This window comes from Modestobacter marinus (assembly GCF_019799945.1).
Lineage (GTDB): Bacteria > Actinomycetota > Actinomycetes > Mycobacteriales > Geodermatophilaceae > Modestobacter > Modestobacter marinus_B.
The window spans coordinates 18,971-42,553 of record NZ_JABGCH010000005.1 but is presented as its reverse complement, the minus strand read 5'-3'; the positions used below and the strand labels follow the sequence as shown (position 1 = coordinate 42,553).

Sequence of the window (23,583 nt, the reverse complement as noted above, 5' to 3'; positions counted from 1 at the left end):
ACCCCCATGTCCCGACTCGCCCTCCGCGGCACCGCCCTGCTGGCGGCCGCCCTGGTCGTCACGAGCTGCGGCTCCGGCTCCGGCGAACCGGATCCCGGCGACGGCGCGGCGTCCGACGCGGGCACCTCGGGGGCCTTTCCGGTCAGCGTCAGCACCGCCTTCGGCGACGTCACCGTCGAGGAGGAGCCGGTCCGGGTGGTCGCGCTCGGCTGGTCCGACGCCGAGACCGCCCTGGCACTCGGCGTCCAGCCGGTCGGCGCGAGCGACTGGCTCGGCTTCGGCGGGGAGGGCGTCGGCCCGTGGGCCGAGGGCCGCTACGACGAGGCGCCGGAGCTCGTCGAGACCCTCGAGCCCAGCTACGAGCAGATCGCCGCGCTGCAGCCGGACCTGATCCTCGACACCCGCTCCGCCGCCACCCAGGAGCGGTACGACGCGCTCAGCGCGATCGCGCCGACGATCGACCAGCCCGAGGGCGCGGGGCCGTACCAGACCACCTGGCAGCAGCAGCTGGACCTGGTCGGCCAGGCGTTGGGCAGGGCGGAGGAGGCCCGGACCCTGGAGGAGGAGGTCGGCCGGCAGTTCGCCGACGCCGCCGCGGCCCACCCGGAGTTCGCCGGGAGGACGGTGGCCGTCGCCGCCTACACCTCCGCCGGCTGGGGCGCCTACGTGCGCGGGGACAGCCGGGTCGACTTCCTCGAGCAGCTCGGCTTCACCAACGCCCCGGCGGTCCAGGAGCAGGCGGCGGACAACTTCTACGTCTCGATCAGCGAGGAGCAGCTGCCGCTGCTGCACGCCGACCTGACCATCGCCTTCCCGATCTTCGTCGACGCCGGCCTGATCACCGGCAACCCGCTGTGGCAGGCGGTCCCGTCGGTGCAGGCGGGGCACGGCGTGGTGCTGGAGGACCCGACGCTGGTCAGCGCCTTCTCCAGCGGCTCGGTCCTGGGCATCGAGTACGCGCTGGAGAACGCCGTCCCGCTGTTCGCCGGCGCGCTCGGCTGAGCGTCGCGACCGGCCAGGTGTCGGTCCGGCGCGTCCTGGGCAGGCGGGGAGGACACCGACGGAGAGGACGACGATGACCAGCGACGACAGCCGCAAGGTCGCCGAGCTGCTGCGCGGTCAGCGGATCGGCATGCTCACCACCATCGCCCCGCAGGGCACGCTGACCAGCCGGCCGATGGCCCTGCAGGAGGTGGAGTTCGACGGCGACCTGTGGTTCTTCGCCGAGCGCGCCTCCCGGAAGGTGGGACACCTCGACGGCCACCCGGAGGTCAACGTCACGGTCGGCTCGGGCGCGACCTGGGTGTCGCTCACCGGCCGCGCCGCCGTGGTCGACGACGCGGCGAGGAAGCGGGAGCTGTGGAACAGCGCCACGGAGGCGTGGCTCCCCCAGGGCCCGGACGACGACAGCGTCGCGCTGCTGCGGGTCGAGGCCACCTCGGCCGAGTACTGGGACACCCCCGGCGGGCGGATCGCCACCGTCCTCAGCTTCGCCAAGGCCAAGGTGACCGGGCAGCGGTTCTCCGGCGGGGAGAACGAGACCGTCCGGCTCTAGCCGGTCAGCCCACCGGCGCGGGGCCCACCGCGAGGGGACGGCGCCCGGCGGCCTCGGGGACCAGGACCTGGTCCGCCGGCTGGGGGCGGGCGAAGAGGTAACCCTGGGCGTGGCCGCAGTTCAGCTCGGCCAGGGCCTGGCGTTGCTCCTCGGTCTCGACTCCCTCGGCGACGACCTCGAGGCCCAGCGTGCCGGCCAGCTGGATGACCGAGGCGATCAGCGTCGCCGACGACGCGCCCCGCGGCAGGTCGCCGACGAAGCTCCGGTCGATCTTCAGCACGTCGGCGGGGAGCCGGTGCAGGTAGGACAGGCCGGCGAAGCCGGTGCCGAAGTCGTCGATCGCGACGGCGATGCCCAGGGCCCGGAGCTGCTCCAGCTGCGCGACCACGCGGTCGACGTCCTGCACGAGCATGCCCTCGGTCACCTCGAGCGTGAGCTGCCCGGCGGGGAAACCGGTCGCCTGCAGCGCGGCCTCGACCTGCGCGGGGACGTCGCCGTCCATCAGCTGCCGGGGCGAGAGGTTGACCGCCATCCGCAGCGAGGTGCCCGACGCCGCGGACCAGGCCGCACCCTGGACGAGGGCCTCCCGCAGCACCCAGGCGCCGATCTCGGTGATCACGCCGCTCTGCTCGGCGAGCGGGATGAACTCCGCCGGCGGCACCAGCCCGCGCACCGGGTGGTGCCAGCGGACCAGCGCCTCGAAGCCCGTGGTGGCGCCGTCGCTGAGCCTGATGGTCGGCTGGTAGTAGACCTCGAGCTGGTCGGCGGCGGTGGCCGCGGCCAGGTCCTGCATCAGCCCGGCGCGCCGCGCGGCGGCCTCGGCCATGCCGTCGGCGTAGGCGACCACCCGGTTTCCGCCCTGGGACTTGGCCAGGTACATCGCCAGGTCGGCGTTCCGCAGGAGGGACTCGACCGAGGGGGCGTCCTCGTCGGTGGCGGTGGCCAGGCCGGCGCTGGCGTGCACGGTCGCCGTGCCCTCCTCGAGCTGGACCGGGAGGCCGAGGGCCTGCAGCACCCGCTCGGCCACCGTGCGGGCCGTCGCCGGCCCGTCGGGGACCAGCAGCGCGAACTCGTCACCGCCGATCCGGGCCACGAGGTCCTGCGGGCGCACGCTGCGGGTCAGCCGGGCGGCGACCTCGAGCAGCACGACGTCCCCGCTGGCGTGGCCCCGGCTGTCGTTGACCTCCTTGAAGCCGTCCAGGTCGACGAACACGATGCTGGCCGGCTCGTCGGCGCGCAGCAGGCGGCCGGCGGCCTCCTCGAGCCTGGCCCGGTTGGCCAGCCCGGTCAGCGGGTCGCTGAGCCCCTGGGCCTCGCTGAGCCGCCAGGCGGCCAGGTGCGCCAGGCTCGCCGCGAGCACGAACGCCCCGTGGATCCCCGCCCACAGCCACGGGTCGTGCGCGGCGTCGTGACCGAAGACGGCGTGCGGGTGGAGCGTGCCGAGGATCCCGTGGTGCGCGATGACCACGAGCAGGGCGATCCCGAAGGGCACCCAGTCCTGGTACAGGGAGATCACGCCGACCATCACGAAGAAGACGAAGTGCGCCTCGGTGACCCCCGTCCACAGGTGGACGAGCGCGACCGAGGCCGCCATCAGGCCGGCGGTGGCCGCCGCCGCGCGGGGCACGCGCCCCAGCGCCGGGATCCGCGCCACCAGCAGCGGGGCCGCAACCACCGAGAACACCACGGCGGCGGTCAGCTGGCTCTCACCCCAGGCCCAGCACAGCACGAGGAGCGCCCCGGCCGACGCCAGACCCAGCCCGACGATGACCTCGTGCCGGCGCTGCCAGACGGCGTCCGGGAGCCGCCGCCCCCGGGGGAGGGCGGCGACCAGTCGGCTCCGGGCGTGGGCGATCACCTCGGGGGCATCGGCGACCCGGCCACCGGGCTGTAGTCGCCACGGGCCGGGTCCCCCCTCCGGGGGGAGAGCCCGCCCCGCGGAACAGCTCAGCCGGTCTTCTCGGCCAGCCCGCGGGCGACCTCGCCCGGCCGCTGCTGCTCACCCGCGTAGGAGCTCACGACCACCAGCGCGCCGGTGAGCGCAGGCACGACCCACTGCAGCTGGTCAAGCCGCAGCTGCGCGGCGGCGACCTCCGCCCGGGCCCGCTTGGACGGCCTCGTCGCCCGCCAGGACGGGGTGGCGCCCTCCTGGGAGACGATCTTGCCCAGCGCCCGGCTGTAGGCGGTCACCCCGAGGGCGGCCGCGGTGAGCGCGGTCTTGGCCAGCGACATGCCGCCGACGCCCTGCTGCTGGGTGACCCGCGTCCGGTTGCCGATCAGCTGCCCGACGCTGCCGATCAGGTGCGCGCCGATGGCGACGGCGTTGACCGGCGTCCACCGGTCCCAGCCGGCGTTGGCGACGGCGCCGGTCGCGGAGGCCGAGCCGGCCTCGGCCGAGGCGGGGTTGAGGGCGACGGCGTTGGCCAGCGTGCCCCCGAACCAGGCCGCCAGTCCGACGTCGTGCAGCGATCGGGACAGGGTGTTGCGTGCCATGGAGTGCTCCTTGCTCCTGGGGGTCAGCGGCCAGGGACCCCCTACCCCGCCGTTCCACATCCACGCGCCGTCGCCCCGGCGGGAGGGCAGACTGCCCCGGTGAGCAACCTCAGCCACCGCGACTCGATCGTCGTGCGGGCCTCCCCCGAGGAGGTCTACGACCTGGTCTCCGACGTGACGCGCACCGGGGAGTGGAGCCCGGTCTGCCGGGGCTGCTGGTGGGACGAGGGCGCGTCGGGGCAGGTCGGGGACTGGTTCACCGGGCGCAACGAGCTGCCCGACCGGACGTGGGAGACCCGCAGCCAGGTGGTCGCCGCGGACCGGGGGCGGGAGTTCGCCTGGCTGGTCGGCGGCCGCAACACCCGGTGGGGCTACACGCTGGAACCGGTGGACGGCGGGACCCGGCTCACCGAGTCCTGGGAGTTCCTCCCCGCCGGTCAGGCCTTCTTCCGGGAGAAGTACGGCGCGGACGCGCCGCGGCAGGTCGAGGAGCGCATCCGCGCCGCCCACGAGGGGATCCCGGCGACCCTGGCGGCCATCAAGCGGATCGCCGAGGCGCGGTGAGGAACGCGGTGAGCCCGGCGACCAGCCGGTCGACGTCCGACTCGTCGCTGTAGGGGGCGAGCCCGGCCCGCAGGCCACCGGTGTCCCCGAGACCGAGGTGCCGGGAGGCCTCGAGGGCGTAGAAGTTGCCCGCGGGGGCGTTGACGCCGCGCTCGGCGAGGAACCGGTACGCGTCGGCGGCGTCCCGGCCGTCGAAGGTGAACAGCAGGGTCGGGGTGCGCCGGGCCGCGCGGGACCACAGCGTGAGGCCGGGCAGCGCGCGGACACCATCCTCGATCCGCTCCCGCAGCCGGTCCTCGTGCTCCTCCACCTGCGCCAGCGCCGCCGCCAGGCGGCCGCGCCGGTCGCCCTCGGGACCGGCGATGCCGGCGAGGAAGTCGACCGCCGCGGTCGTGCCGGCGAGCAGCTCGTACGGCAGGGTGCCCAGCTCGAACCGCTCCGGCACGGCGTCGGTCGAGGGCGCCAGCTTGTCCGGGTGCAGCGTCCCGAGCAGGTCGGGGGACACCACCAGGCAGCCGCAGTGCGGGCCGAGGAACTTGTACGGCGAGCAGGTGAAGAAGTCCGCCCCCAGCGCGGCGACGTCCACCGGCACGTGCGCGGTCAGGTGCACGCCGTCGACCCAGGTCAGCGCGCCGGCGGCGTGCGCGAGCGCGGTGATCGCGGGCAGGTCGGGGCGGGTGCCGATCAGGTTGGAGGCGCCGGTGACGGCGACCAGCCGGGTGCGCGGGGACAGCAGCGCCCCGACCGTGGCGGGGTCCAGCTCGCCGGTCGCCGGGTCGAAGTCCGCCCAGCGCACGGCCGCGCCGCGCGCCGCGGCGGCCTGCACCCACGGGCGCACGTTGGCGTCGTGGTCCAGCCGGGTCACCACGACCTCGTCCCCCGGTCCCCAGCCGGCGGCGAGCACCCGGGAGAACTCGTAGGTCAGGGCCGTGGCGCTGCGGCCGAAGACCACGCCGCCGGGCACCCCGCCGGTCAGGTCGGCGACCGCCTGCCGGGCGGCGAGGACGACGTCGTCCGCCGCGCGCTCGGCCGCGGTGACCCGCCCGCGGTTGGCGATGGGGCTGGTCAGGGTGGCGGCCACCGCCTGCGCGACCACGTCGGGGGTCTGCGAGCCGCCCGGGCCGTCGAAGTGGGCCACCCCCGCCTGCAGGGCCGGGAAGTGGGCGCGGACCGCGGCGACGTCGAAGCTCATCTCGTCCTCTCGAAGGGGTCCTGCCAGCATGCCGGGTGGCCGGTCAGCGGGCGACGGCGGCCACGATCCGGTCCGGCCGGACCAGCACCGACCGGCCGCGCAGCCACCGGGTCAGCTCCGGCGACCCCAGCCCGCCCGACCCGACCCGCAGCACCCGGCCCGGCCAGTCCGCCGGCACCCGCCCGCCGGCGGTGAGCACCGCCCAGTCCGGCCCGAGGACGTCGTCGAGCCGGGTGGCCGCGCCGTCCACCCGGACCGTCGGCTGGGGCACCAGCACACCCACCGGCGAGCCGGGCGCGACCCGGGCGCGGCGGACCAGCGGTCCCGGGCGCAGTGGCGGGGAGCTGCTCCCGGCGGCGAACGCGGCGAGCGCCGGGGTCCGGCGGACGCCGGCGAGGACGGCGCGGCGAGTGACCGCGGCCGGCGCCCCGCCTCCGGTCATCAGCCGGCCGAGCAGCACCGCGAGGCGCACCAGCGCCCGCGCGTGCGGCGCCCGTTCCGCCTGGTGGGTGTCCAGCAGCGCGTCGTCCGCGCCGGCCAGGACCGCGGCCAGCTTCCAGGCGAGCTGGTGGGCGTCCCGCAGCCCCAGGGCCAGGCCCTGCCCGATGAACGGCGGGGTCAGGTGGGCAGCGTCGCCGCACAGCAGCACCCGGCGGTCGCGCCACCGGTCGGCAACCCGCGCGGCGAACGTGTACTCGGCGGCGCGGACGACGGCGCACTCCTCGGCGCCGAACCGGGCCAGCAGCGCGGGGAGGGCCAGACCGGCCGGGTCCTCGCCGTCGGCCAGCCGGAACTCGGCCCGGTAGCGGTCCCCGGCGACCGGCATGAAGGTGGCCGGGCGCGCGGGGTCGCAGACCTGCTGCACCCCGGGCCACACCGGCAGCGGTCCGCGCGAGGCCAGGTCGACGACCAGCCACCGCTCCGCGGGGCCGAGGTCCTGCATCCAGCCGCCGATCAGCCGGCGGACGGTGCTGTGCGCCCCGTCGCAGCCGAGGACCGCCTCCGCCGTCGTCCCCGCCTCCGCCCCGGTGCGCCGGTCGCGCAGGGTGAGAAGGACCGGTCCGTCCCCCTGCGAGAGGGCGGTGAGCTCGGTCCCCCGCCGCACCTCGACCCCCGGCTCGGCGTCCACCGCGGCCTGCAGCACCGCCTCCAGGTCGGGCTGGCTGAACATCGACGCCTGCGGCCAGCCGTGCACGCCGTCCCCGCGCGGGAACTCGGCGAGCGTGCGACCGGCGTCGTCCAGCAGGCGCAGCCCGGCCATCGGCCGGCTCACCCGGACGAACGCGTCGGCGACGCCCGCAGCCTGCAGCACCCGCAGCGCCTCGTCGTCGAGGTGGACCGCGCGCGGCTGCGGGTACGGCGCGGGATGCCGGTCCACCGCGAGGACGTCGAGGCCCCGGCGGGCCAGGAGCAGCGCCACGGTCAGGCCCACCGGCCCGGCGCCCACCACGACCACCGTCACGCCGCGAGTCTGCCGCGTCCCGGACCCGCCATCTCGTCACCCCCGTGGAGTAGACAACCCCTCCGACGCTCGGCAACCCCGCGGGCGCGGCCGATGGAGGAGGACGCGAGCACAGTGCTGGCGACCGACGAGGAGGAGGTGCGCGACGTGGACGTCGCCGGAACCGCACCGCCCGCCGAGGTCGTCGAGCTGCTCGTGGAGGTCGCGGAGCTGGAGTCCCTGCCGCGGTTCGACCGCGACGCCGCCGGCGAGCGGGCGCAGCGCGTGGCGGCCCGGGCCCGCGAGCTGGGCCTCCCCGAGCTGGAGCTGCGCGCGCAGCTCGTGCGCGCCGAGGTCTTCCAGCGCCGGGGGGAGCTGGCCGCCGGTGGCCGGCTCGCCCAGGAGGTGCAGCAGTGGGCCTCCGACCACGACGCGCGGCACCTGCTCGCCCGCAGCCACTACGTGCTGCAGAACGTCTTCCTCGACCTCGGCGACCTCTCGCTGGCCCTCGAGCACTCGGTGCGGGCCGTGGAGCTGATGGACGCCGACACCCCGGCGCCGCTGCGCTTCGACCACCTGGGCCGGCTGGCCGACTGCCTGGGCCTCAACGGCGACATCGCGGCCGCCCGCGAGCGCCATCCTCAGGTGCTGCGGCTCGCCGAGGAGCTCGGCGACGTCGACCGCCAGCTCGTCGCCTTGAACAACCGGGCCTACGTGGAGGCGCTGCACGGCGACCTCGACGTCTCGCTGCGGTTCTGCACCCGCATGCGGGAGCTCGCCTCCGAGCACGGGCGCACGCTGCACGTCGGCCGGCTGGACACCGTCGCGCGCACCCTGCTGGGGCTCGGGCGGCTGGCCGAGGCCGAGGAGGTCCTGCTGCCGGTCCTGGAGCCGGAGTTCCGGCGGGCCTCCCCCGACGGCGACGCCGGGGCCGACTCGCTGCTCACCCTCGCCGAGGTGCGGCGCCGGCGCGGCCGGCTGGAGGAGGCGCAGGCGGCCCTGGACACCTGCGTGCGGATCTGCGAGGAGCTGGGGCTGGGCACCGTCCGGGTGCACGCCCGCCGCGAGCAGGCCGAGATCCACGCCGCGGCCGGGCGCTTCCGGGAGGCCTTCGAGGAGCACAAGGGCTACACCCACGACGTCCTGCAGCTGCAGTCGGACCAGCGGGACGCCCGCGCCCGGGCGATCCAGGCCATGTACGAGACCGGCGAGGCGCGGCGGCAGAGCCGGCGGTACCGGGAGCTGTCGCTGCGCGACCCGCTGACCGGGCTGTACAACCGCCGCTACGTCGACGAGGAGCTCCCCCGGCTGCTCCGGGTGGGCGCCGGGCGCGGCACCCCGGTGACGGTCGCCCTGCTGGACCTCGACCACTTCAAGCGGGTCAACGACACGCTGTCCCACGACGTCGGCGACCGGGTGCTGGCCACCGTGGCCGAGCTGCTGGAGGCCGCGGCCGACCAGGTGGACGGCGCCTTCGCCGCGCGCCTCGGCGGTGAGGAGTTCCTGCTGGTGCTGCCCGGACCGGAGCCGGCCGTGGCGCGGGACCGGCTGGAGCAGGTCCGCCGGACGATCCGGTCGCACCCCTGGGCGGCGGTCACCGCCGACGTCCCGGTCACCGTCAGCATCGGCGCCACGCACACCGGAGCGCTGGGCCCCTGCGACCCCGCCGCCGCGCTCCGCCGCGCCGACACGCACCTGTACCGGGCCAAGCGCACCGGCCGCGACCGCGTGGTCAGCGACCCCGGCTGACCGGCGCCCTCAGCGCGGCCGGAGCGCCGGGCGGACCGGGTCCCCCGCCCGCGCCGGGTCCAGGGGGACCGCGGAGCGCAGCACCGCGGTCCCCAACCGCAGGACGCCGTCCGACCGCGGCGCGCAGCGCACCCCACCCCGGCCGCGCAGCCCGCGGTGCGCACCCGGGGCGAGGACCGTGTCCATCCAGGCGCACGGGTTGGCCGGGCGCCCACCGGCGAGGAGCACCTCGCCCGCCCCGCAGTCCAGGCTGAACGGCTCTCCGCGCAGCGCCTCGACCTCCGCGCCGCGCAGCACCACGTTCCGGCGGGGAGCCAGCGGGTCCAGCGGCCCGCTGCCCAGCTCGGCCGCGAGCTGCTCCAGCGCCTCGACGGCGAGGACGGTGACCGAGGCGTCCCGGTGCGCGGGCCGCCCGGCGTACCGGTCGCCGACGACGCCGAGGCCCGCCCGGACCTCGATCCGGTCCCGCCGCTCGACCGGGAGGGCGGCGACCGCGCCGTCCGGCCGGCCGTCGCAGCGGTGCCGAGGCGAGGCGAGCAGCCCCACGACCTCGACCGCGTACCGGTACGGCAGCTCGGCCTCGCTCACCGGTCGATCATCGCGAAGCGGGCGTCGTCGGTGGCCGGCGGTCTCAGGCGCTGACACCGTGGGCCCATGGACCGCCAGCACGCCCTCGCCCGCGCGGCCGCGCACTTCGACTCCGGGGCCTTCCTCGCCGACCTGGAGCGCCGGGTCGCGCACCCGACCGAGAGCGCGTTCCCCGCCCGGGAGCCGCCGCTGCGCGAGTACCTGACGGCCGAGATGGTCCCCGCGGTCGAGCGGCTGGGCTTCGCCGCGCGGATCGTCGAGAACCCGGTCTCGGCGCGGCACCCCTTCCTGGTCGCGCGCCGGGTCGAGGACCCCGCGCTCCCCACGGTGCTCACCTACGGCCACGGGGACGTGCAGCCGGCCCACCCCGAGCAGTGGCGGGCAGGGCTGGACCCCTGGCGGGTCGTCGTGGAGGGCGACCGCTGGTACGGCCGCGGCGTGGCGGACAACAAGGGCCAGCACAGCATCAACCTCGCCGCCCTCGAGCAGGTCCTCGCCGAGCGCGGGCAGCGGTTGGGCTACAACGTCACGCTGCTGCTGGACATGGGCGAGGAGTCCGGCTCCCCCGGGTTGTCGGAGCTGTGCGCCCAACTGCGCGGCGAGCTGGCCGCCGACCTGCTCATCGGCTCCGACGGCCCCCGGGTGGCCGCGGACCGCCCGACGGTCTTCCTCGGCTCCCGCGGCTCGATGAACGTCACCTTCCGCGCCCGCGCCCGCGCGGCGTCCCACCACTCGGGCAACTGGGGCGGTGTGCTGGCCAACCCGGCGACCGTGCTGCTCAACGCCGTGGCCAGCCTGGTGGACGGCCGGGGTCGGCTGCTCCTCGACGCGCTGCGGCCGCCCGCCGTCCCCGAGCCCGTGCGCCGGGCGCTGGCCGAGATCACCGTCGACCAGGGGCCGGACAGCCCCGTCCTCGACGCGGACTGGGGCGAGCCGGGTCTCACGCCCAGCGAGCGGCTCTTCGGCTGGAACACCCTGGAGGTGCTGGCCATGACCTCCGGGGACCCGGACGGCCCGGTGAACGCCATCCCCGCCGACGCCCGGGTGCACTGCCAGCTGCGCTTCGTGGTGGGCACCGACTGGGAGTCGATCGAGGAGCGGCTGCGCGAGCACTTCGACCGGCACGGCTTTGGCATGGTGGAGATCGACGTCGAGCACGTCATGGCCGCGACCCGGCTGCACCCCGAGGACCCGTGGGTCGGCTGGACCCTCGGCTCCCTGGAGCGCAGCACCGGCCGCGCCCCCGCGCTGCTGCCCAACCTGGGCGGCTCGCTGCCCAACGAGGCCTTCGCGCACGTGCTCGGCCTGCCCACCGTCTGGGTGCCGCACTCCTACCCCGGCTGCGCCCAGCACGCCCCCGACGAGCACCTGCCCGCACCGCTGGTCCGCGAGGCGCTGCAGGTGATGGCCGGCCTGTGGTGGGACCTCGGCGAGCTCGGCAGCGACTGGCCGCCCCGCACCCGCTGAGCCGGGGTCAGCCCGCGCCGCGCCGCGCCTCGGCGACGTCCACCAGCCCGTACTCCTGCGCCTCGGTCGCGGTGAGTGCCCGGCCGGCGCGCATGTCCGCGGCGACCTCCTCGACCGGCCGCCCGCAGGCCTCGGCCAGGCGTTCCTGCAGCCGGCGCACCTGGCGGGCGTGCTCGGCGGCGCGCCCCTCGACGTCGAGCCCGTGGACGCCGCGCCCCGGGGAGGGCTCGCGCAGCTCCAGGACGGCGTGCGCCCCGGCCACCCGGTGGTCGGCCACCGCGAGCACGGCGACCGCCGCGCCGGTCAGGTGCCCCAGGCAGGTGGCGTGCACCGGGACGCCCATCAGGTCGAGTGCGTCCACGAGGGTGAGCACGGTGTCGACGTCGGCGCGCACGCCGCTCAGCCGCAGCTGCACCGGCTCGTCGCCGGAGGCGTCCAGCAGGGCGAGCTCGGCGACCGTCCGGTTGGCCGTCTCGGCGTCGACCTCACCGGCGAGGGCGATCACCCGCTGGTCGAGCAACCGCTCGGCGAGCCAGTCCGTCGGCGGCACCAGCAGCGAGGCCGACGCCGACACCGGACCGGGCGTCGGCACGGTCCAGCCCGGGTGCCACGGCGTGCGCGGCGGGAAGGGCGGCTCGGGCTCCGGCGGCCGCCAGGGCGGCTCGGGACGCGGCGGCCAGGTGTCCTGCGGCGGGTTCATGACGGTTCCTCCGGTGCTGTGACCTGCCAGGAGACGGCACGCCCCAGCGCGGCCGCGTACCGCTCCACCGTGGACAGCCGCGCGTCGAGCTCACCGCTCTCGAGCCGGGCGACCGCCGACTGGGACGTGCCCATCCGCGCGGCGACCTCGGTCTGGCTGAGCCCGCTCTGCACCCGGGCACCGACGAGCTGTGCGACGAGCGCGCGCCGCCCTTCCTCGACCTGGTCGGCGTGGGCCTGCAGGCCGGGGAAGCGGGTGCGGCGCGACGGCGGCATAGCACAAACGGTATACCTCTTCCGCTATGTTGCAAGCCCTTCTAGCGGTCGGCGGTGCGGTGGATCGGGCCGCCGAGGCCGGTCAGCCGCTCCCCCGAACCGCCCCAGCGCCCGGCGACGATCTCCGCCGCGATCGAGACGGCCGTCTCCTCGGGGGTGCGGGCGCCCAGGTCCAGCCCGATCGGTGAGGAGAGCCGCGCGAGCTCGTGGTCCTGCAGGCCGGCCTCCCGCAGCCGGGCGAGCCGCTCCTCGTGCGTGCGCCGCGAGCCCATCGCCCCGACGTAGGCCACCCGCAGCCGCAGCGCCACCTCCAGCAGCGGCACGTCGAACTTGGGGTCGTGGGTGAGCACGCAGAGCACGGTCCGCTCGTCGATCCGCCCGGCGTCGACCTCGGCCTGCAGGTAGCGGTGCGGCCACTCGACGACGACCTCGTCCGCGTCGGGGAAGCGCCGGGCGGTGGCGAACACCGGGCGGGCGTCGCAGACGGTCACCCGGTACCCGAGGAAGCCGCCCACCCGGGCCACCGCGGCGGCGAAGTCGATCGCACCGAAGACGACCATCCGGGCCGGCGGGGCGAAGGAGGAGACGAACACGGTCAGGTCGTCGCCGCGCCGCTCCCCGTCGTGGCCGAAGTGGAGCAGCCCGGTGCGGCCGGCGACGAGCATGCCCCGGGCGTCGTCGCCGACGGCGTCGTCCAGCCGCTGCAGGCCGAACGTGCCCGACACCCGGTCCGGCCAGATGACCATCCGCCGGCCGAGCCGGTCGTCCGGACCCTGCACGCAGGTGACGACGGCGACCGGCTCGTGCGCGGCCACCGACTCGGCCACCTCGCCGAGCTCGGGGAAGGACTCCCGGGAGATCGCCTCCACGAAGACGTCCAGGATCCCGCCGCAGGTCAACCCCACGGCGAAGGCGTCGTCGTCGCTGACGCCGTAGCGCTGCAGGGTGGGGACGCCGGTGTCCACGGCGTCCCGGGCCTCCTCGTAGACCGCGCCCTCGACGCAGCCGCCGGAGACGCTGCCCACCGCGGTGCCGTCCGGGCCGACCAGCATCGAGGCGCCCGGGGGTCGCGGCGCGGAACGCCAGGTGCCGACGACGGTGCCCATCCCCACCGTCTCCCCGGCCTGCCACCACCCGACCAGGTCGTCAAGTACGTCGCGCATCGCGTTCCTCCCTGAGGCCCCGTCCCGAGGCTCGTCCCGAGCGTGCGAGGAAGGAGGAGCACGGGGTCCTCTCGATGACCCGGGCGAGCTCCTCGAACGCCGCGAGGCTGTGCCCCGCCACGAAGGCGTCGACCGACGGCAGCGCGGCGACCATCCCCGCGGTCAGCGGCTCGTAGCCGGCCCGGCCCTTGTGCGGGTTCACCCAGACCACGGCGTGCGCGAGCCGGTGCAGCCGGGCCATCTGCTCACCGAGCAGCTCGGCGCCGCCGCGCTCCCAGCCGTCGCTGCAGAGCACCACCACCGCGCCGCGAGCGGTGCCGCGCTGCCCCCAGCGGTCCAGGAACGCCTTGAGCACCTCGCCGATCCGGGTGCCCCCGGACCAGTCCGGGATGGCCGAGCCGCTCGCGGCCAGCGCCCGGTCGGGGTCGCGCAGCCGCAGCTCCCGGGTGACCCGGGTCAGCCGGGTGCCGATGGTGAACACCTCGGTGCTGGCCGGGCGGGCGCGGACGGCGGCGTGCGCGAACCGCAGCAGCGCGTCGGCGTAGGGGCTCATCGACCCGGACACGTCGATCAGCAGCACGACCCGGCGGGGGCGCGGGCGGGCGCGGTGGTGCAGCAGCCGGGTGACCTCGCCGCCGTCCCGCAACGCCCGGCGTACCGTCCGCGCCTGGTGGACCGCGCCGGCGGGTGAGGGGGTGCGCCGCCGCGAGGTCCGCATCGGGGCCGCGGGGGCCAGCAGGGCGAACAGCCGGCGCAGGTGCTCCCGCTCGGCCGGGGTCAGCTCGGCGACGTCCCGGTGCCGCAGCACCTCCTCGCCGCTGGCCCGGGTGGCGAGGTCCGCCGGCTCGTCGCCGTCCCGGCTCCCCTCGCCGGCCTGCAGCGGCGCCACCCGGGCCAGCCGCGGCGGCTCGGTCGCGCCGCCCCGGCGCGGTCGGGGGGCCTCGCCGCCGAAGTACGCGGCGAACGCGGCGTCGTAGCGGTCCAGGTCGTCGGGGCCGCCGCAGAGCGTCAGCCGGCCGGCCCAGTAGACGGCGGTGGGGTCCAGGACGTCGAGGTGCGCGACGGCGCTGAGCATCGCCTCGACCCGGTCGGGCGAGGCGGTCACCCCGGCGTGCCGCAGCGTGCGGGCGAAGCCGAGGACCGTCCCGACGACGTCACCGGGCACCGAACAGCGCCCCCCGGGCCAGCTCGTGCACGCGGTCGGTGTCCTCCCGGTACTTCAGCACCGCCCCGAGGGTGCGGGCGGCGGTGTCGGGGTCCAGCTCCCGGGCGCCCAGCGCGTGCAGCGCCGTGGCCCAGTCCATCGCCTCGGCCACACCCGGCGGCTTGAGCAGGTCCAGCCCGCGCAGCCGGGCGGTCGCCCCGGCGACCTGGCGGGCGAGGGACTCGGTGACCTCGGGCAGCCGGCGGCGCAGGATCGCCACCTCGCGCTCGAAGTCCGGGTGCTCCAGCCAGTGGTAGAGGCAGCGCCGCTTGAGCGCGTCGTGCACCTCCCGGGTCCGGTTGGAGGTGAGGACGACGAGCGGCGGCGTCTCCGCGCGGATCGTGCCCAGCTCCGGGATCGAGATGGTGAAGTCGCTGAGCACCTCGAGCAGGAAGGCCTCGAACTCGTCGTCGGCGCGGTCCACCTCGTCGACCAGCAGGACCGACGGGGCGTCCTCCAGCGCCTGCAGCAGCGGCCGGGCCAGCAGGAACCGCCGGTCGTAGAGCCCCGCCTCCAGCTCCGCGGTGTCCCCGGTGGCGTGCGCGGCCTCGGCGGCGCGCAGGTGCAGCAGTTGCCGGCCGAAGTCCCAGTCGTAGAGCGCGTGACTGGCCTCCAGGCCCTCGTAGCACTGCAGCCGGTACAGCGGCCGCCCGGTGACCTCGGCCAGCGCCTGGGCCAGCGCGGTCTTGCCGACGCCGGCCTCGCCCTCCAGGAACAGCGGGCGGTGCATGACCAGCGCCAGGTACGCCGCCGTCGCCAGCCCCTCGTCGGGGAGGTAGCCGGTGGCCTCCAGGGCGTCGGCGAGCGCGGCCGGGTCGGCGGGGAGCGGAGGCTGGCTCACGTCGGCAGCATCCCATCCGGGCCGGTAGGACGGCGTGTTGCGCCGCTCAGTCCTCGGCCATCGCCGGGAGGTAGTCCTCGTAGCCGGCGATGACGTCCTCCAGCTCGACCAGGTCGGGGAAGTCCGCGACGTCCTGGTGACGGCGCAGGAAGAGCACCGTCCGGCGGACGACGTCCTCCTCGTCGTCGGTGCCGAGCCGGTCCAGGACCTCCGGGCTCAGCCGGAACCAGGTCGTGACGTCGTCGACCTCGGTGTGCTGCACGACGACGAACTCGTGCTCGCCCTGGGCCTGGATCTCCATGTCGTCCGCCATGCCGACCGTTTCTACTCCGCGCCGTCCGGTGCACGATCGGCGCGTGCAGATCCGCGTGCTGGGCGCCCAGGGGCTGACCGTCTCGGCCGAGGGGCTCGGCTGCATGGGGATGAGCTCCTACTACGGCGCCTTCGACGACGCCGAGAACCTGGCGACCCTGCACCGCGCGCTCGACCTGGGCGTCACGCTCCTCGACACCGCCGACGTCTACGGCCCGTGGACCAACGAGCGGCTGCTCGGGCAGGTGCTGGCCACCCGCCGGGACGAGGTGGTGCTGGCGACCAAGTTCGGCAACGAGCTCGACGACTCCGGCCGGCGCACCGGCCGGGTCAACGGCACCCCGGAGTACGTCCGGAGGTCCGTCGACGGGTCGCTGCAGCGGCTCGGCATCGACGTGATCGACCTGTACTACCAGCACCGGGTCGACCCGGCGACGCCGCTGGAGGAGACCTTCGGGGCGCTGGGCGAGCTGGTCGCCGAGGGCAAGATCCGGTACCTCGGCATCAGCGAGGCCTGGCCGGGGACCATCCGCCGCGCGCACGCCACCGCCCCGCTGACGGCGGTGCAGACCGAGTGGTCGCTGTTCACCCGGGACGTCGAGGACAACGGCGTGCTGGCCACCGTCCGCGAGCTGGGCATCGGGTTCGTGCCGTACTCGCCGCTGGGCCGCGGGTTCCTCTCCGGGAAGATCCGCAGCGTCGACGACTTCGCCGACGACGACTTCCGCCGCGCCTCCCCGCGCTTCCAGGGCGAGAACTTCCGGAAGAACCTGGCGGTCCTCGACCGGGTGGTCGCGATCGCCGAGGCCAAGGGCGTCACGCCCGCGCAGCTGGCCCTGGCGTGGGTGCTCGCCCAGGGGGACGACGTCGTGCCCATCCCCGGCACCCGGCGGATCGCCAACCTCGAGGAGAACGTCTCCGCGCTCGACGTCGAGCTGACGCCCGCGGACCTCGCCGCGATCGAGGAGGTCGCGCCGGTCGGCGTCACGGCCGGGGAGCGGTACTCGCCGTCCGGGATGCGCTGGCTGCAGGTCTGACCGCCCAGTTCGTGCCGCAGCCCGGACCGCCCCGCCGCCCCGCTCAGAAGGGCGGTACGTCGTCGCTGCCTGCCGCCGGTCCGAGTTCGCGCGGTAGCGGTTCGGTCTCGGGTGGTCGGGGCCGCAGGCCGGGTGGTCGGGTGGTGCGGGTGACGCCCGACGGGGTGGTCACGTGCAGGGTGCCGTCGGTGTCCATCCGGAAAGTGCCAGCCGGGAGCGAAGGTCTTGAGCCGGTGGTGGGAGCGGCACAGGCAGCAGAGGTTGGTGCAGTCCGTTGCGCCGCCACAGGAGTGGGCGATCACGTGATCGAGGTCGGCCCAACCGACGCGCTGGCCGCAGTCGGGGAAGCGGCAGCGCCGGTCGCGGGTGGTCACGAAGGCCCGCTGACGGGCGGTCGGTTCGTAGACGTCGGTCGGCGGGGGCAGCCCGGCCACCGGGCAGTCGCACGGGTCGCCGTCGCCGTCGGGGTGTCGTGGCCAGCCGCGGCGGGCCAGCCGGGTGAGTTCGGCGGGCGTGAGGGTGGCCAGCAGTTCCCCATCGGGGCCGGTGATCGCGTAGCTCAGCGTGCCGCCGTCGGGGGCGGTGAGCCCCCAGCACGCCGATGCGGGCGAGGAGATCGCGCAGGTGGGCGGCGGTGATCGGCAGCCCGCCGACCTCGCCAGGCACGTTCCTGGTGCCGTCCAGTGCGGTGACGACGGCGCTCACGGTCACGTTCGCGCAGACGGTCGGTAGGCCGGAGCCGGCGGGGCGGCGGATCAGCGTCGACAGCACGTGCACCCGCAGTGTCCCGATCGCGCGGCCGTCGCCGTCGGACTTGAGCATCCGGGCCAGCTGGTCGACCACGTCGAAGCACTCGACCGCCTCGTCCACGGGCAGGTCCGCGGCCAGCGTCGCCCGCCCGTCGGTCGGCGAGGGGTGCACCCGCACATCGGCGGCCTTCTCGGCCTCCTTGCGATGCACCTCGGCCGCGGCGGTGTCCATCTGCAGCAGGAGGGCGGTGGCGCCGTCCCGCAGCCGGTACACCGACAGGTCACCGGCCTGCCCGAGCAGCGCCGCCTCCACCTGGCCGGCGACCTCGGGGGTGGCGTCCACCAACACGTCGGCCAGCGCGCAGGCTCGCCGCTCGTCCAGCTCGCCGGCCGCCAGGGCGGCGAGCGTGGCCGGCAGCTTGTCCCGCCAGGTCAGCGCCCGGGTCAGCTTGATCGCTGCGGTGCCTCTGCCCAGATTCAGGATCGCCGACAACTCGGCGGTGAAGAACTCGCTCACCCGGGGAGCGGAGGCGGTGTCGGGTGTCCAGCCCGGCCGGCGGGCACCGGGATGGTCCGGCGGCGGGTCCACCGACGCCGGCCGTTCGGCGGCCAGGGCCAGGATCAGCTCCGCCTCGTAGGCGGCGTCCACGGCCCGTCGCTCCTGCACCCGCTGCAGCTCGACGGCCTTCTCCTCGTCGGTCAGCCAGGACACGGGTAGGCGCGGGGCAGGGACCCGAGACTCCCACACCAGGTCGATCTGCAGCTCACCCGCGCTCCCGTGCACAGACCGAACATGTTCGGCCACTGACAGCTTCGCGGCCTCCCGTCCGGCCCCCGGCTGATCCCCATCCCGTCCCACCGGCGACGATGGCCCCATGCCGGACCTCTCCCTGGGCGACGACCTGCGCGCCTTCGTCGACGTCTGCCCCTCGCCGTCGCACGCGGTGGCCGAGCTGGCCCGGCGGCTCCGCGTCGCCGGGTTCACCGAGCTCGCCGAGGCCGACGCCTGGTCACCGGCCCCGGGCGCGGGGCACTTCGTGGTCCGGCACGGCAGCCTGATCGCCTTCCGCGTGGGCAGCGCACCCCTCGCCGAGGCCGGGATGCGGCTGGTGGGGGCGCACACCGACTCCCCGACGTTCAAGGTCCGGCCGCGCTCGGACGTCCGGCAGGCCGGCTACCGGCTGGTCGGCGTGGAGCCCTACGGCGGCGGCCTGTGGCACACCTGGCTGGACCGCGAGCTCACCGTCGCCGGACGGCTCGTGCTGCGCGGGGGCGGCCAGGCGCTGGTCCGGCTGCCCGGGGCGCCGCTGCGACTGCCCTCGCTGGCCATCCACCTGGACCGCTCGGTGCGCGAGGCGCTGACGCTGGACCCGCAGCGGCACCTGGTGCCGGTGTGGTCGCGTGAGCTGGGAACCGAGCCGGGCCTCACCGAGGCGGTCGCCGACGCCGCCGGCGTCGCGGTCGGGGACGTCGTCGGGCACGACCTGGTGCTGGCCGACACGCAGCCCGCGGGCACCACCGGCGCGGACGGCACGTGGGTGGCGGCGCCGCGGCTGGACAACCTGGCAAGCTGCCACGCCGGGGTCACCGCGCTGGTCGCCGCGGCAGCTGGGGAGCGCACGCAGCTGCTGGTGTGCAACGACCACGAGGAGGTGGGCAGCGGCTCGATGTCCGGGGCGCGCGGCAGCTTCCTGGAGGACGTCGTCCGCCGGCTGGTCGCGGTCACCGACCCGGCCGATCCGCAGGCGCTGGCCCGTGCCCTCGCCCGCTCCCGGCTGGTGTCGGCGGACATGGCGCACGCCGTCCACCCCACCCGGTCCGACCGGCACGAGCCCGCGCACCAGCCGCAGCTCGGTGGCGGACCGGTGCTGAAGCTGAACGCCAACCAGGCCTACGCCACCGACGCGGCCAGCGGTGGCTGGTTCACCGAGCGATGCGCCGAGGCCGGTGTGCCGGTGCAGCACTTCGTGACCCGGGCCGACCTGCCGTGCGGCAGCACGATCGGCCCGCTCACCGCGACCCGGCTGGGCCTGCCGACGGTCGACATCGGCGCCCCGATGCTCGCGATGCACTCGTGCCGGGAGCTGGCCTCGGCCCTCGACGTCCCGCTCGTCGTCGATGCCCTCACCGCCTGCTACTCCGACTGACCGCCGCCCCCGGCCCGGGTGCGGTAGGCCAGCAGGAGCGCGCCGCTCCGGGTGCCGGAGACCGCGATCAGGTCCAGCCTGCGCAGCTCACCGTCGTCGAACAGGCGTCGGCCGGTGCCGGCGATCGTCGGGGCGACCACCAGGCGCAGCTCGTCGACCAGACCGGCCCGGAGCAGCGAGCGGGTCAGGGTGATGCTGCCGTGGACGCCGATATCCCCACCCTCGCCTTGCTTGAGCGCCCGGACGTGCTCGACGACCGACCGGTCGACCACGACGCTGTTCGCCCACGGCGGGGCGAGCGGCCGGGAGGTGACCACGTGCTTCGGCGTGCCGTTGATGAAGGTCGCGAACGGCTCCACGTCCGAGCCCGGCCAGTACCCCGCCCAGTAGTCGTAGGTGCCGCGCCCCAGCAGGACGGTGTCCTGGCGGGCGATGACCGCGCCGAGGTGGGCGAAGACCTCCTCGTCGACGTCGAACACCCAGTTCCCCGGCTCCTCGGCGACGCCGTCCAGCGACACCAGGTGGTACGTCACGAGCTCGCGCACCGGACCTCCCCTCCACGGCCACCCCGACGGTCCTGTGACCCTGGCCGCAGCCGGAACTCATCGACGTGGGCGGGCTCTGTCCTCCCTCGGGTCAGCCGCGTACCCTGGGCCGAGCGAGTGTTGAGTCGCGCCGTCCCGGCGAGGCCGCCCAGAACCTTGGTCCCTCACGAGTCCGAGGACGGCCATGGACCTGCCGACGACCCCGCCCCCCTTCTCCACCACCGTGCGCTCCGCCACGACCTCCGCTACCACCGTCGTGGTGCACGGCGAGGTGGACGCCCTCACCGGGCCGCAACTCGAGCGCACGCTGACCGCGGCGTGGGCCGGCGCGCCGGCGTCCCTGCTGGTGGACCTGTCGGCGGTCAGCTTCGTGAACGCCTCGTCACTGGCGGTGCTCTTCCGCGCGGGGGACGAGGCCCGCACCCGCGCGGCCGGGTTCGACGTGCGGGGGCTGCCCCGCCCGGTCGAGCGTTTCCTGGCCGGCCGGCAGCTCACCCTCGCCGTCATCGCCGCCTGACCGGCGGCGGTTCCGCCGGCCCGCTCGGGGAGACTAGGGCCGTGCGTCCGCGTCCCTGCCCGTGCGGCTCCGGCCTGCCCTACGCCGAGTGCTGCGGCCGGTTGCACGACGGGACGGCGGCCGCCACCGCCGAACAGCTGATGCGCTCCCGCTACAGCGCCTTCGCCGTGGCTGACCCGGCCTACCTGCTCGCCACCTGGCACCCCACCACCCGCCCGCGGTCGCTGGCCCTCGACCCGGCGGTGCGCTGGGTGGGCCTGGAGGTCCTCGCCACCACCGGCGGGGCGCTGCTGGCCGCGGAGGGGACCGTCGAGTTCCGCGCCCACTCCGTCGTCCACGGCATGGCCGGCAGCCAGCACGAGGACAGCCGCTTCGTCCGCGAGGGCGGCCGCTGGTACTACGTCGACGGGGTCGCGCTGCCCTGACCGACGGCGCGTGCCCGGCGCCGCGGGCCCCCGCCCCGACCTACCCTGGCAGCCGATGAGCGCCGACGCCGAGCACGCAGCCGCGGCCCCCGCACCCGGAGAGCCCGAGCCTGCCTTCAGCGCGCCCGCGGCCGACGCGCCCGCGGCGCCCGGCGAGACCGCGGCGCCCGGCGAGACCGCGGCGGTCGGCGGGACCGCCGACGATCCCGAGACCGCGACCGTCGGCCAGCCCGAGACCGCCGCTGCGCCGGGCCGTCGGGCGAGCCGGCGCGCGGTGCTCACCGCCGTCACCGGGGTGCTGGCCCTCGCCCTCGGCCTCGGGCTGACCGTCCAGATCCGCGCCAGCAACGCCGACGAGCCGTACAGCGGCGCCAGCGAGGAGGACCTCGTCGCGGTCCTCAACGACGTGGAGGGCAACGAGGAGCGGCTGCGCGAGCAGATCGCCGACAGCCGGGAGGCGCTCGAGCAGCTCAGCGACGACCGGTCCGAGTCCGACAGCGCCCTGGACCAGGCCGAGCAGCGCGCGGAGGCCATCGGCATCCTGACCGGGCAACTGGCGGCCGAGGGTCCCGGCATCCGGCTGTCGATCTCCGACCCCGACCAGCAGATCGACGCCTCGCTGCTGCTGGAGGCGGTGCAGGAGCTGCGCGGGGCCGGCGCCGAGGCGATCGAGGTCAACGACGTCCGAGTGGTGGTCTCCAGCGCCTTCGTCGACACCACGGCGGGCATCCAGGTCGAGGGGGCGATCCTCACCGAGCCGTACACGGTCCTGGGGATCGGCCCGCCGGAGGACATGGACGAGGCCCTGAGCGTGCCCGGCGGTGTGCTGCGGGACGCCGAGCGCGCGGGGGCGACGGCGGGCGTGACCACGCAGGACACGGTTCTCGTGGACGCGCTCGTGGGGAACCCGGCGCTCGACTGAGACGCCGCCGGAAAGGGGAGGCGGGATGGCGGCCTCCCGGACTAGCGTCGTCCCGTGGTCTCCCCCGGGACACTCGCCGCCTTCGCCGCCGCCAGCCTGGTGCTCATCGCCGTCCCCGGCCCGTCGGTGGCCTACATCCTAACCACCACGCTGCGGCACGGCCGCGCGGTCGGCCTGGCCGCCACGCTGGGCATCGAGACCGGCTACCTCGCACACGTCGCCGGCACGGTGCTCGGTGTCTCCGCGATCATCGCGGCCAGCGCGCAGGCGTTCACCGTGTTGAAGATCGCCGGCGCCGCGTACCTGCTGTGGCTGGCGGTGCGGGCATGGCGCGCCCGCACCCCCGGCACCCTCGCCGAGCTGGGGACGTCCACGGCTGACCCTCCCAGCGGCCGCTCGGCCTTCCTGCGCGCGCTGCCGATCGGCGTCCTCAACCCGAAGACGGCGATCTTCTACCTGGCCTTCCTGCCGCAGTTCGTTCGCCCGGACGCCGGGCCGGCCTGGCTGCAGCTGGTCGTCCTGGGGGTTACGTTCATCGCGCTGGCCACCGTGGTCGACGCCCAGTGGGCGCTGTTCGGCGGCGGTCTGCGCCGGCTGCTGCCGGACCTGCGGATGCGCGTCCTGGACCGGATCGGCGGCGTGACCATGGCGCTGCTCGCCGTCGTCGCGCTGCGCTCCACCCGCCGCGCCGTCGGCTGAGTGAGCCGACCGGGGGCCGCCGTTCCGGCACCTTCGCCGTCCCGACCCCGGCGTGCCGGCCGCCGGTCACCGGACCGCCACCCGCCGCCCCGACCCTGGCGGGTGTCCGGGCCCCGCCCAGGGGCCTCCCGGCACCCGAGGTGTCGCGTGACCACACTCTCGCCCTCCGCCGAACCCGCCCTTCGGCGACGCCGGTGGCTGCGGCTGGCCGGCACACTCGCCCGCACCGCGCCGGCCGCCCTCCGGGCGCCGTTGACCTCCGTGCGGGGACGGCAGCGCATCGTCGTCCGCGCGGCGGCCGAGGTCCTCACCGCCGCAGGCGTCCGGGTCGAGGTGCACGCCTCGCCGGTCGCCTGGCCGATCGCGGCCGGCGGGCACCTGGTGGTCGCCAACCGGGTGTGCTGGGTCGACGACCTCGCGCTGCTCACCGTCGTCCGGGGGGTGCCGGTGGCCGAGCCGGACCGGTTGCTCTGCGGCGGCCCGGCCCGGCGCGCCGGCGCCGTGCTGCTCGACCGGCGCCGTCCCCGGGCCCTGCCTGCGGCCGTCGGCGCGGTTGCCGGAGCGCTCCGCGGCGGGACGACGGTCACCGTCCGCCCCGAGGACCCGCACGGGGCGCGGCTGGGGCGGTTCCGTCCCGCGTTCCTCCAGGCCGCCGTCGACACCGGGGCGCCGGTGTGCCCGGTCGCCGTCCGGTACCGGGCGGACGGCGGCGCACCCGCCGGCCCGCTCGCCGACGGACCGCTGTGGCGCAGCGTCGCCCAGGTCGTGGCCACCCGCGGGCTGGTGGTGGAGGTCCACCTGCTGCCCGCCCTCGAGCCGTCCGGCACCAGCCGCCGGGAGCTCGCGGTGCTGGCCGAGTACGCGGTGGCCGCGGTGCTCGAGTGGCCGGACCGGCGCCTGGCCGCTCCGGCCGGCGCGCGGCGAGTTCCACGTGGAACCAGCGGGGGCGGTCGCGCCGAGGCAGGATCGGACCCGGCAGTCCGCTGACCGCGTCCCCC

General features: G+C 76.1%; 25 protein-coding genes. 12 read left to right on the top strand and 13 right to left on the bottom strand.

All coding sequences use genetic code 11. The features are described from left to right. The first annotated feature begins 6 nt into the window (after positions 1-6). Positions 7-1,002 carry an ABC transporter substrate-binding protein gene (locus tag HK417_RS06585; RefSeq protein ID WP_222264626.1) on the top strand — a complete coding sequence of 332 codons (996 nt, stop codon included), beginning with the start codon at positions 7-9 and terminating at the stop codon, positions 1,000-1,002. A gap of 73 nt (positions 1,003-1,075) precedes the next feature. Further along, on the top strand, positions 1,076-1,555 hold the full coding sequence (locus HK417_RS06580) for a pyridoxamine 5'-phosphate oxidase family protein (protein ID WP_222264624.1): 480 nt from the start codon (positions 1,076-1,078) through the stop codon (positions 1,553-1,555). Positions 1,556-1,559: 4 nt separating this feature from the next. On the opposite strand, the gene HK417_RS06575 is transcribed toward HK417_RS06580, so the two are convergent. After that, positions 1,560-3,413 carry a putative bifunctional diguanylate cyclase/phosphodiesterase gene (locus HK417_RS06575; RefSeq protein WP_222264622.1) on the bottom strand — a complete coding sequence of 618 codons (1,854 nt, stop codon included), beginning with the start codon at positions 3,411-3,413 and terminating at the stop codon, positions 1,560-1,562. 89 nt (positions 3,414-3,502) lie between these two features. Continuing rightward, positions 3,503-4,048, bottom strand: a complete 546-nt coding sequence (locus HK417_RS06570) for a hypothetical protein (protein ID WP_222264620.1) — start codon at positions 4,046-4,048, stop codon at positions 3,503-3,505. A gap of 99 nt (positions 4,049-4,147) precedes the next feature. On the opposite strand from HK417_RS06570, the gene HK417_RS06565 reads away from it, so the two are divergent. Further along, positions 4,148-4,612 carry an SRPBCC family protein gene (locus HK417_RS06565; RefSeq protein WP_222264618.1) on the top strand — a complete coding sequence of 155 codons (465 nt, stop codon included), beginning with the start codon at positions 4,148-4,150 and terminating at the stop codon, positions 4,610-4,612. On the opposite strand, the gene HK417_RS06560 is transcribed toward HK417_RS06565, so the two are convergent. Together HK417_RS06560 and HK417_RS06555 are read right to left on the bottom strand one after the other, a co-directional pair. Beyond that, entirely contained in the window at positions 4,587-5,804 is a 1,218-nt protein-coding gene (locus HK417_RS06560; protein WP_222264616.1) for a cysteine desulfurase-like protein, read from the bottom strand. The genes HK417_RS06565 and HK417_RS06560 overlap by 26 nt on opposite strands. A gap of 43 nt (positions 5,805-5,847) precedes the next feature. Continuing rightward, complete coding sequence (locus tag HK417_RS06555; RefSeq protein WP_222264614.1) at positions 5,848-7,266, bottom strand: bifunctional 3-(3-hydroxy-phenyl)propionate/3-hydroxycinnamic acid hydroxylase; 1,419 nt, start codon at positions 7,264-7,266, stop codon at positions 5,848-5,850. A gap of 93 nt (positions 7,267-7,359) precedes the next feature. On the opposite strand from HK417_RS06555, the gene HK417_RS06550 reads away from it, so the two are divergent. Further along, complete coding sequence (locus HK417_RS06550) at positions 7,360-8,994, top strand: GGDEF domain-containing protein (protein WP_222264612.1); 1,635 nt, start codon at positions 7,360-7,362, stop codon at positions 8,992-8,994. 9 nt (positions 8,995-9,003) lie between these two features. Here HK417_RS06550 and HK417_RS06545 read toward each other — a convergent pair whose 3' ends face one another. Further along, positions 9,004-9,582: an MOSC domain-containing protein gene (locus HK417_RS06545; RefSeq protein WP_308123414.1), complete on the bottom strand. Its 579-nt coding sequence runs from the start codon at positions 9,580-9,582 to the stop codon at positions 9,004-9,006. 66 nt (positions 9,583-9,648) lie between these two features. Between HK417_RS06545 and HK417_RS06540 the strand changes: the two genes are divergently transcribed. Beyond that, the gene (locus HK417_RS06540) at positions 9,649-11,049 is read left to right on the top strand and encodes a M20 family metallopeptidase (protein ID WP_222264610.1); all 1,401 of its coding nucleotides are present in this window, start codon (positions 9,649-9,651) and stop codon (positions 11,047-11,049) included. Positions 11,050-11,056: 7 nt separating this feature from the next. On the opposite strand, the gene HK417_RS06535 is transcribed toward HK417_RS06540, so the two are convergent. Genes HK417_RS06535 through HK417_RS06510 form a run of 6 tightly spaced genes read right to left on the bottom strand, consistent with a single transcriptional unit; the run spans position 11,057 to position 15,545 of the window. Beyond that, on the bottom strand, positions 11,057-11,749 hold the full coding sequence (locus HK417_RS06535; RefSeq protein WP_222264608.1) for an ATP-dependent Clp protease proteolytic subunit: 693 nt from the start codon (positions 11,747-11,749) through the stop codon (positions 11,057-11,059). Continuing rightward, entirely contained in the window at positions 11,746-12,024 is a 279-nt protein-coding gene (locus HK417_RS06530; protein ID WP_222264607.1) for a helix-turn-helix domain-containing protein, read from the bottom strand. The genes HK417_RS06535 and HK417_RS06530 overlap by 4 nt, the downstream gene beginning before the upstream one ends. Positions 12,025-12,065: 41 nt before the next feature. Continuing rightward, a complete protein-coding gene (locus HK417_RS06525) occupies positions 12,066-13,187 on the bottom strand; it encodes an XdhC family protein (RefSeq protein ID WP_222264605.1) in 1,122 nt (373 codons plus the stop codon). Then, positions 13,171-14,352, bottom strand: coding sequence for a vWA domain-containing protein (locus HK417_RS06520; protein ID WP_222264603.1), 1,182 nt, complete (start codon positions 14,350-14,352; stop codon positions 13,171-13,173). Before HK417_RS06520 ends, HK417_RS06525 begins: the two co-directional genes overlap by 17 nt. Next, positions 14,342-15,232, bottom strand: a complete 891-nt coding sequence (locus tag HK417_RS06515; RefSeq protein WP_222264601.1) for an AAA family ATPase — start codon at positions 15,230-15,232, stop codon at positions 14,342-14,344. The genes HK417_RS06520 and HK417_RS06515 overlap by 11 nt, the downstream gene beginning before the upstream one ends. A 46-nt stretch (positions 15,233-15,278) precedes the next feature. Further along, positions 15,279-15,545 (bottom strand): hypothetical protein, encoded by a 267-nt coding sequence (locus HK417_RS06510; RefSeq protein ID WP_222264599.1) that lies wholly within the window; start codon positions 15,543-15,545, stop codon positions 15,279-15,281. Positions 15,546-15,588: 43 nt separating this feature from the next. Between HK417_RS06510 and HK417_RS06505 the strand changes: the two genes are divergently transcribed. Further along, complete coding sequence (locus HK417_RS06505) at positions 15,589-16,581, top strand: aldo/keto reductase (protein ID WP_308123413.1); 993 nt, start codon at positions 15,589-15,591, stop codon at positions 16,579-16,581. Between the two features lie 168 nt (positions 16,582-16,749). On the opposite strand, the gene HK417_RS06500 is transcribed toward HK417_RS06505, so the two are convergent. Beyond that, the gene (locus HK417_RS06500) at positions 16,750-18,114 is read right to left on the bottom strand and encodes a DUF222 domain-containing protein (protein ID WP_306433776.1); all 1,365 of its coding nucleotides are present in this window, start codon (positions 18,112-18,114) and stop codon (positions 16,750-16,752) included. A 91-nt stretch (positions 18,115-18,205) separates the two neighbouring features. Here HK417_RS06500 and HK417_RS06495 point away from each other — a divergent pair, with 91 nt between their 5' ends. Next, positions 18,206-19,477 carry a M18 family aminopeptidase gene (locus HK417_RS06495; RefSeq protein WP_222264595.1) on the top strand — a complete coding sequence of 424 codons (1,272 nt, stop codon included), beginning with the start codon at positions 18,206-18,208 and terminating at the stop codon, positions 19,475-19,477. Here the strand turns inward: HK417_RS06495 and HK417_RS06490 are convergent. Further along, on the bottom strand, positions 19,465-20,022 hold the full coding sequence (locus HK417_RS06490) for a dihydrofolate reductase family protein (RefSeq protein ID WP_222264593.1): 558 nt from the start codon (positions 20,020-20,022) through the stop codon (positions 19,465-19,467). The two genes, HK417_RS06495 and HK417_RS06490, sit on opposite strands and share 13 nt — an antisense overlap. A gap of 184 nt (positions 20,023-20,206) precedes the next feature. On the opposite strand from HK417_RS06490, the gene HK417_RS06485 reads away from it, so the two are divergent. The 5 genes from HK417_RS06485 (at position 20,207) to HK417_RS06465 (ending at position 23,572) form a co-directional block, all read left to right on the top strand. After that, positions 20,207-20,539: an STAS domain-containing protein gene (locus HK417_RS06485; protein WP_222264591.1), complete on the top strand. Its 333-nt coding sequence runs from the start codon at positions 20,207-20,209 to the stop codon at positions 20,537-20,539. Between the two features lie 41 nt (positions 20,540-20,580). Further along, on the top strand, positions 20,581-20,964 hold the full coding sequence (locus HK417_RS06480; RefSeq protein WP_222264589.1) for a YchJ family protein: 384 nt from the start codon (positions 20,581-20,583) through the stop codon (positions 20,962-20,964). Positions 20,965-21,019: 55 nt separating this feature from the next. Then, positions 21,020-21,886 carry a DUF881 domain-containing protein gene (locus HK417_RS06475; RefSeq protein WP_222264588.1) on the top strand — a complete coding sequence of 289 codons (867 nt, stop codon included), beginning with the start codon at positions 21,020-21,022 and terminating at the stop codon, positions 21,884-21,886. 54 nt (positions 21,887-21,940) lie between these two features. After that, positions 21,941-22,585 (top strand): LysE family translocator, encoded by a 645-nt coding sequence (locus HK417_RS06470; protein ID WP_222264586.1) that lies wholly within the window; start codon positions 21,941-21,943, stop codon positions 22,583-22,585. Between the two features lie 147 nt (positions 22,586-22,732). After that, complete coding sequence (locus HK417_RS06465; RefSeq protein ID WP_222264584.1) at positions 22,733-23,572, top strand: lysophospholipid acyltransferase family protein; 840 nt, start codon at positions 22,733-22,735, stop codon at positions 23,570-23,572. The last annotated feature ends 11 nt before the right edge of the window (positions 23,573-23,583 follow it).

Coding starts and splice junctions, on each gene's coding strand:
- HK417_RS06535 (WP_222264608.1), bottom strand. CDS start 11,749: ATGAACCCGCCGCAGGACACCTGGCCGCCGCGTCCCGAGCCGCCCTGG.
- HK417_RS06510 (WP_222264599.1), bottom strand. CDS start 15,545: ATGGCGGACGACATGGAGATCCAGGCCCAGGGCGAGCACGAGTTCGTC.
- HK417_RS06540 (WP_222264610.1), top strand. CDS start 9,649: ATGGACCGCCAGCACGCCCTCGCCCGCGCGGCCGCGCACTTCGACTCC.
- HK417_RS06560 (WP_222264616.1), bottom strand. CDS start 5,804: ATGAGCTTCGACGTCGCCGCGGTCCGCGCCCACTTCCCGGCCCTGCAG.
- HK417_RS06580 (WP_222264624.1), top strand. CDS start 1,076: ATGACCAGCGACGACAGCCGCAAGGTCGCCGAGCTGCTGCGCGGTCAG.
- HK417_RS06475 (WP_222264588.1), top strand. CDS start 21,020: ATGAGCGCCGACGCCGAGCACGCAGCCGCGGCCCCCGCACCCGGAGAG.
- HK417_RS06495 (WP_222264595.1), top strand. CDS start 18,206: ATGCCGGACCTCTCCCTGGGCGACGACCTGCGCGCCTTCGTCGACGTC.
- HK417_RS06485 (WP_222264591.1), top strand. CDS start 20,207: ATGGACCTGCCGACGACCCCGCCCCCCTTCTCCACCACCGTGCGCTCC.
- HK417_RS06530 (WP_222264607.1), bottom strand. CDS start 12,024: ATGCCGCCGTCGCGCCGCACCCGCTTCCCCGGCCTGCAGGCCCACGCC.
- HK417_RS06585 (WP_222264626.1), top strand. CDS start 7: ATGTCCCGACTCGCCCTCCGCGGCACCGCCCTGCTGGCGGCCGCCCTG.
- HK417_RS06550 (WP_222264612.1), top strand. CDS start 7,360: ATGGAGGAGGACGCGAGCACAGTGCTGGCGACCGACGAGGAGGAGGTG.
- HK417_RS06570 (WP_222264620.1), bottom strand. CDS start 4,048: ATGGCACGCAACACCCTGTCCCGATCGCTGCACGACGTCGGACTGGCG.
- HK417_RS06525 (WP_222264605.1), bottom strand. CDS start 13,187: ATGCGCGACGTACTTGACGACCTGGTCGGGTGGTGGCAGGCCGGGGAG.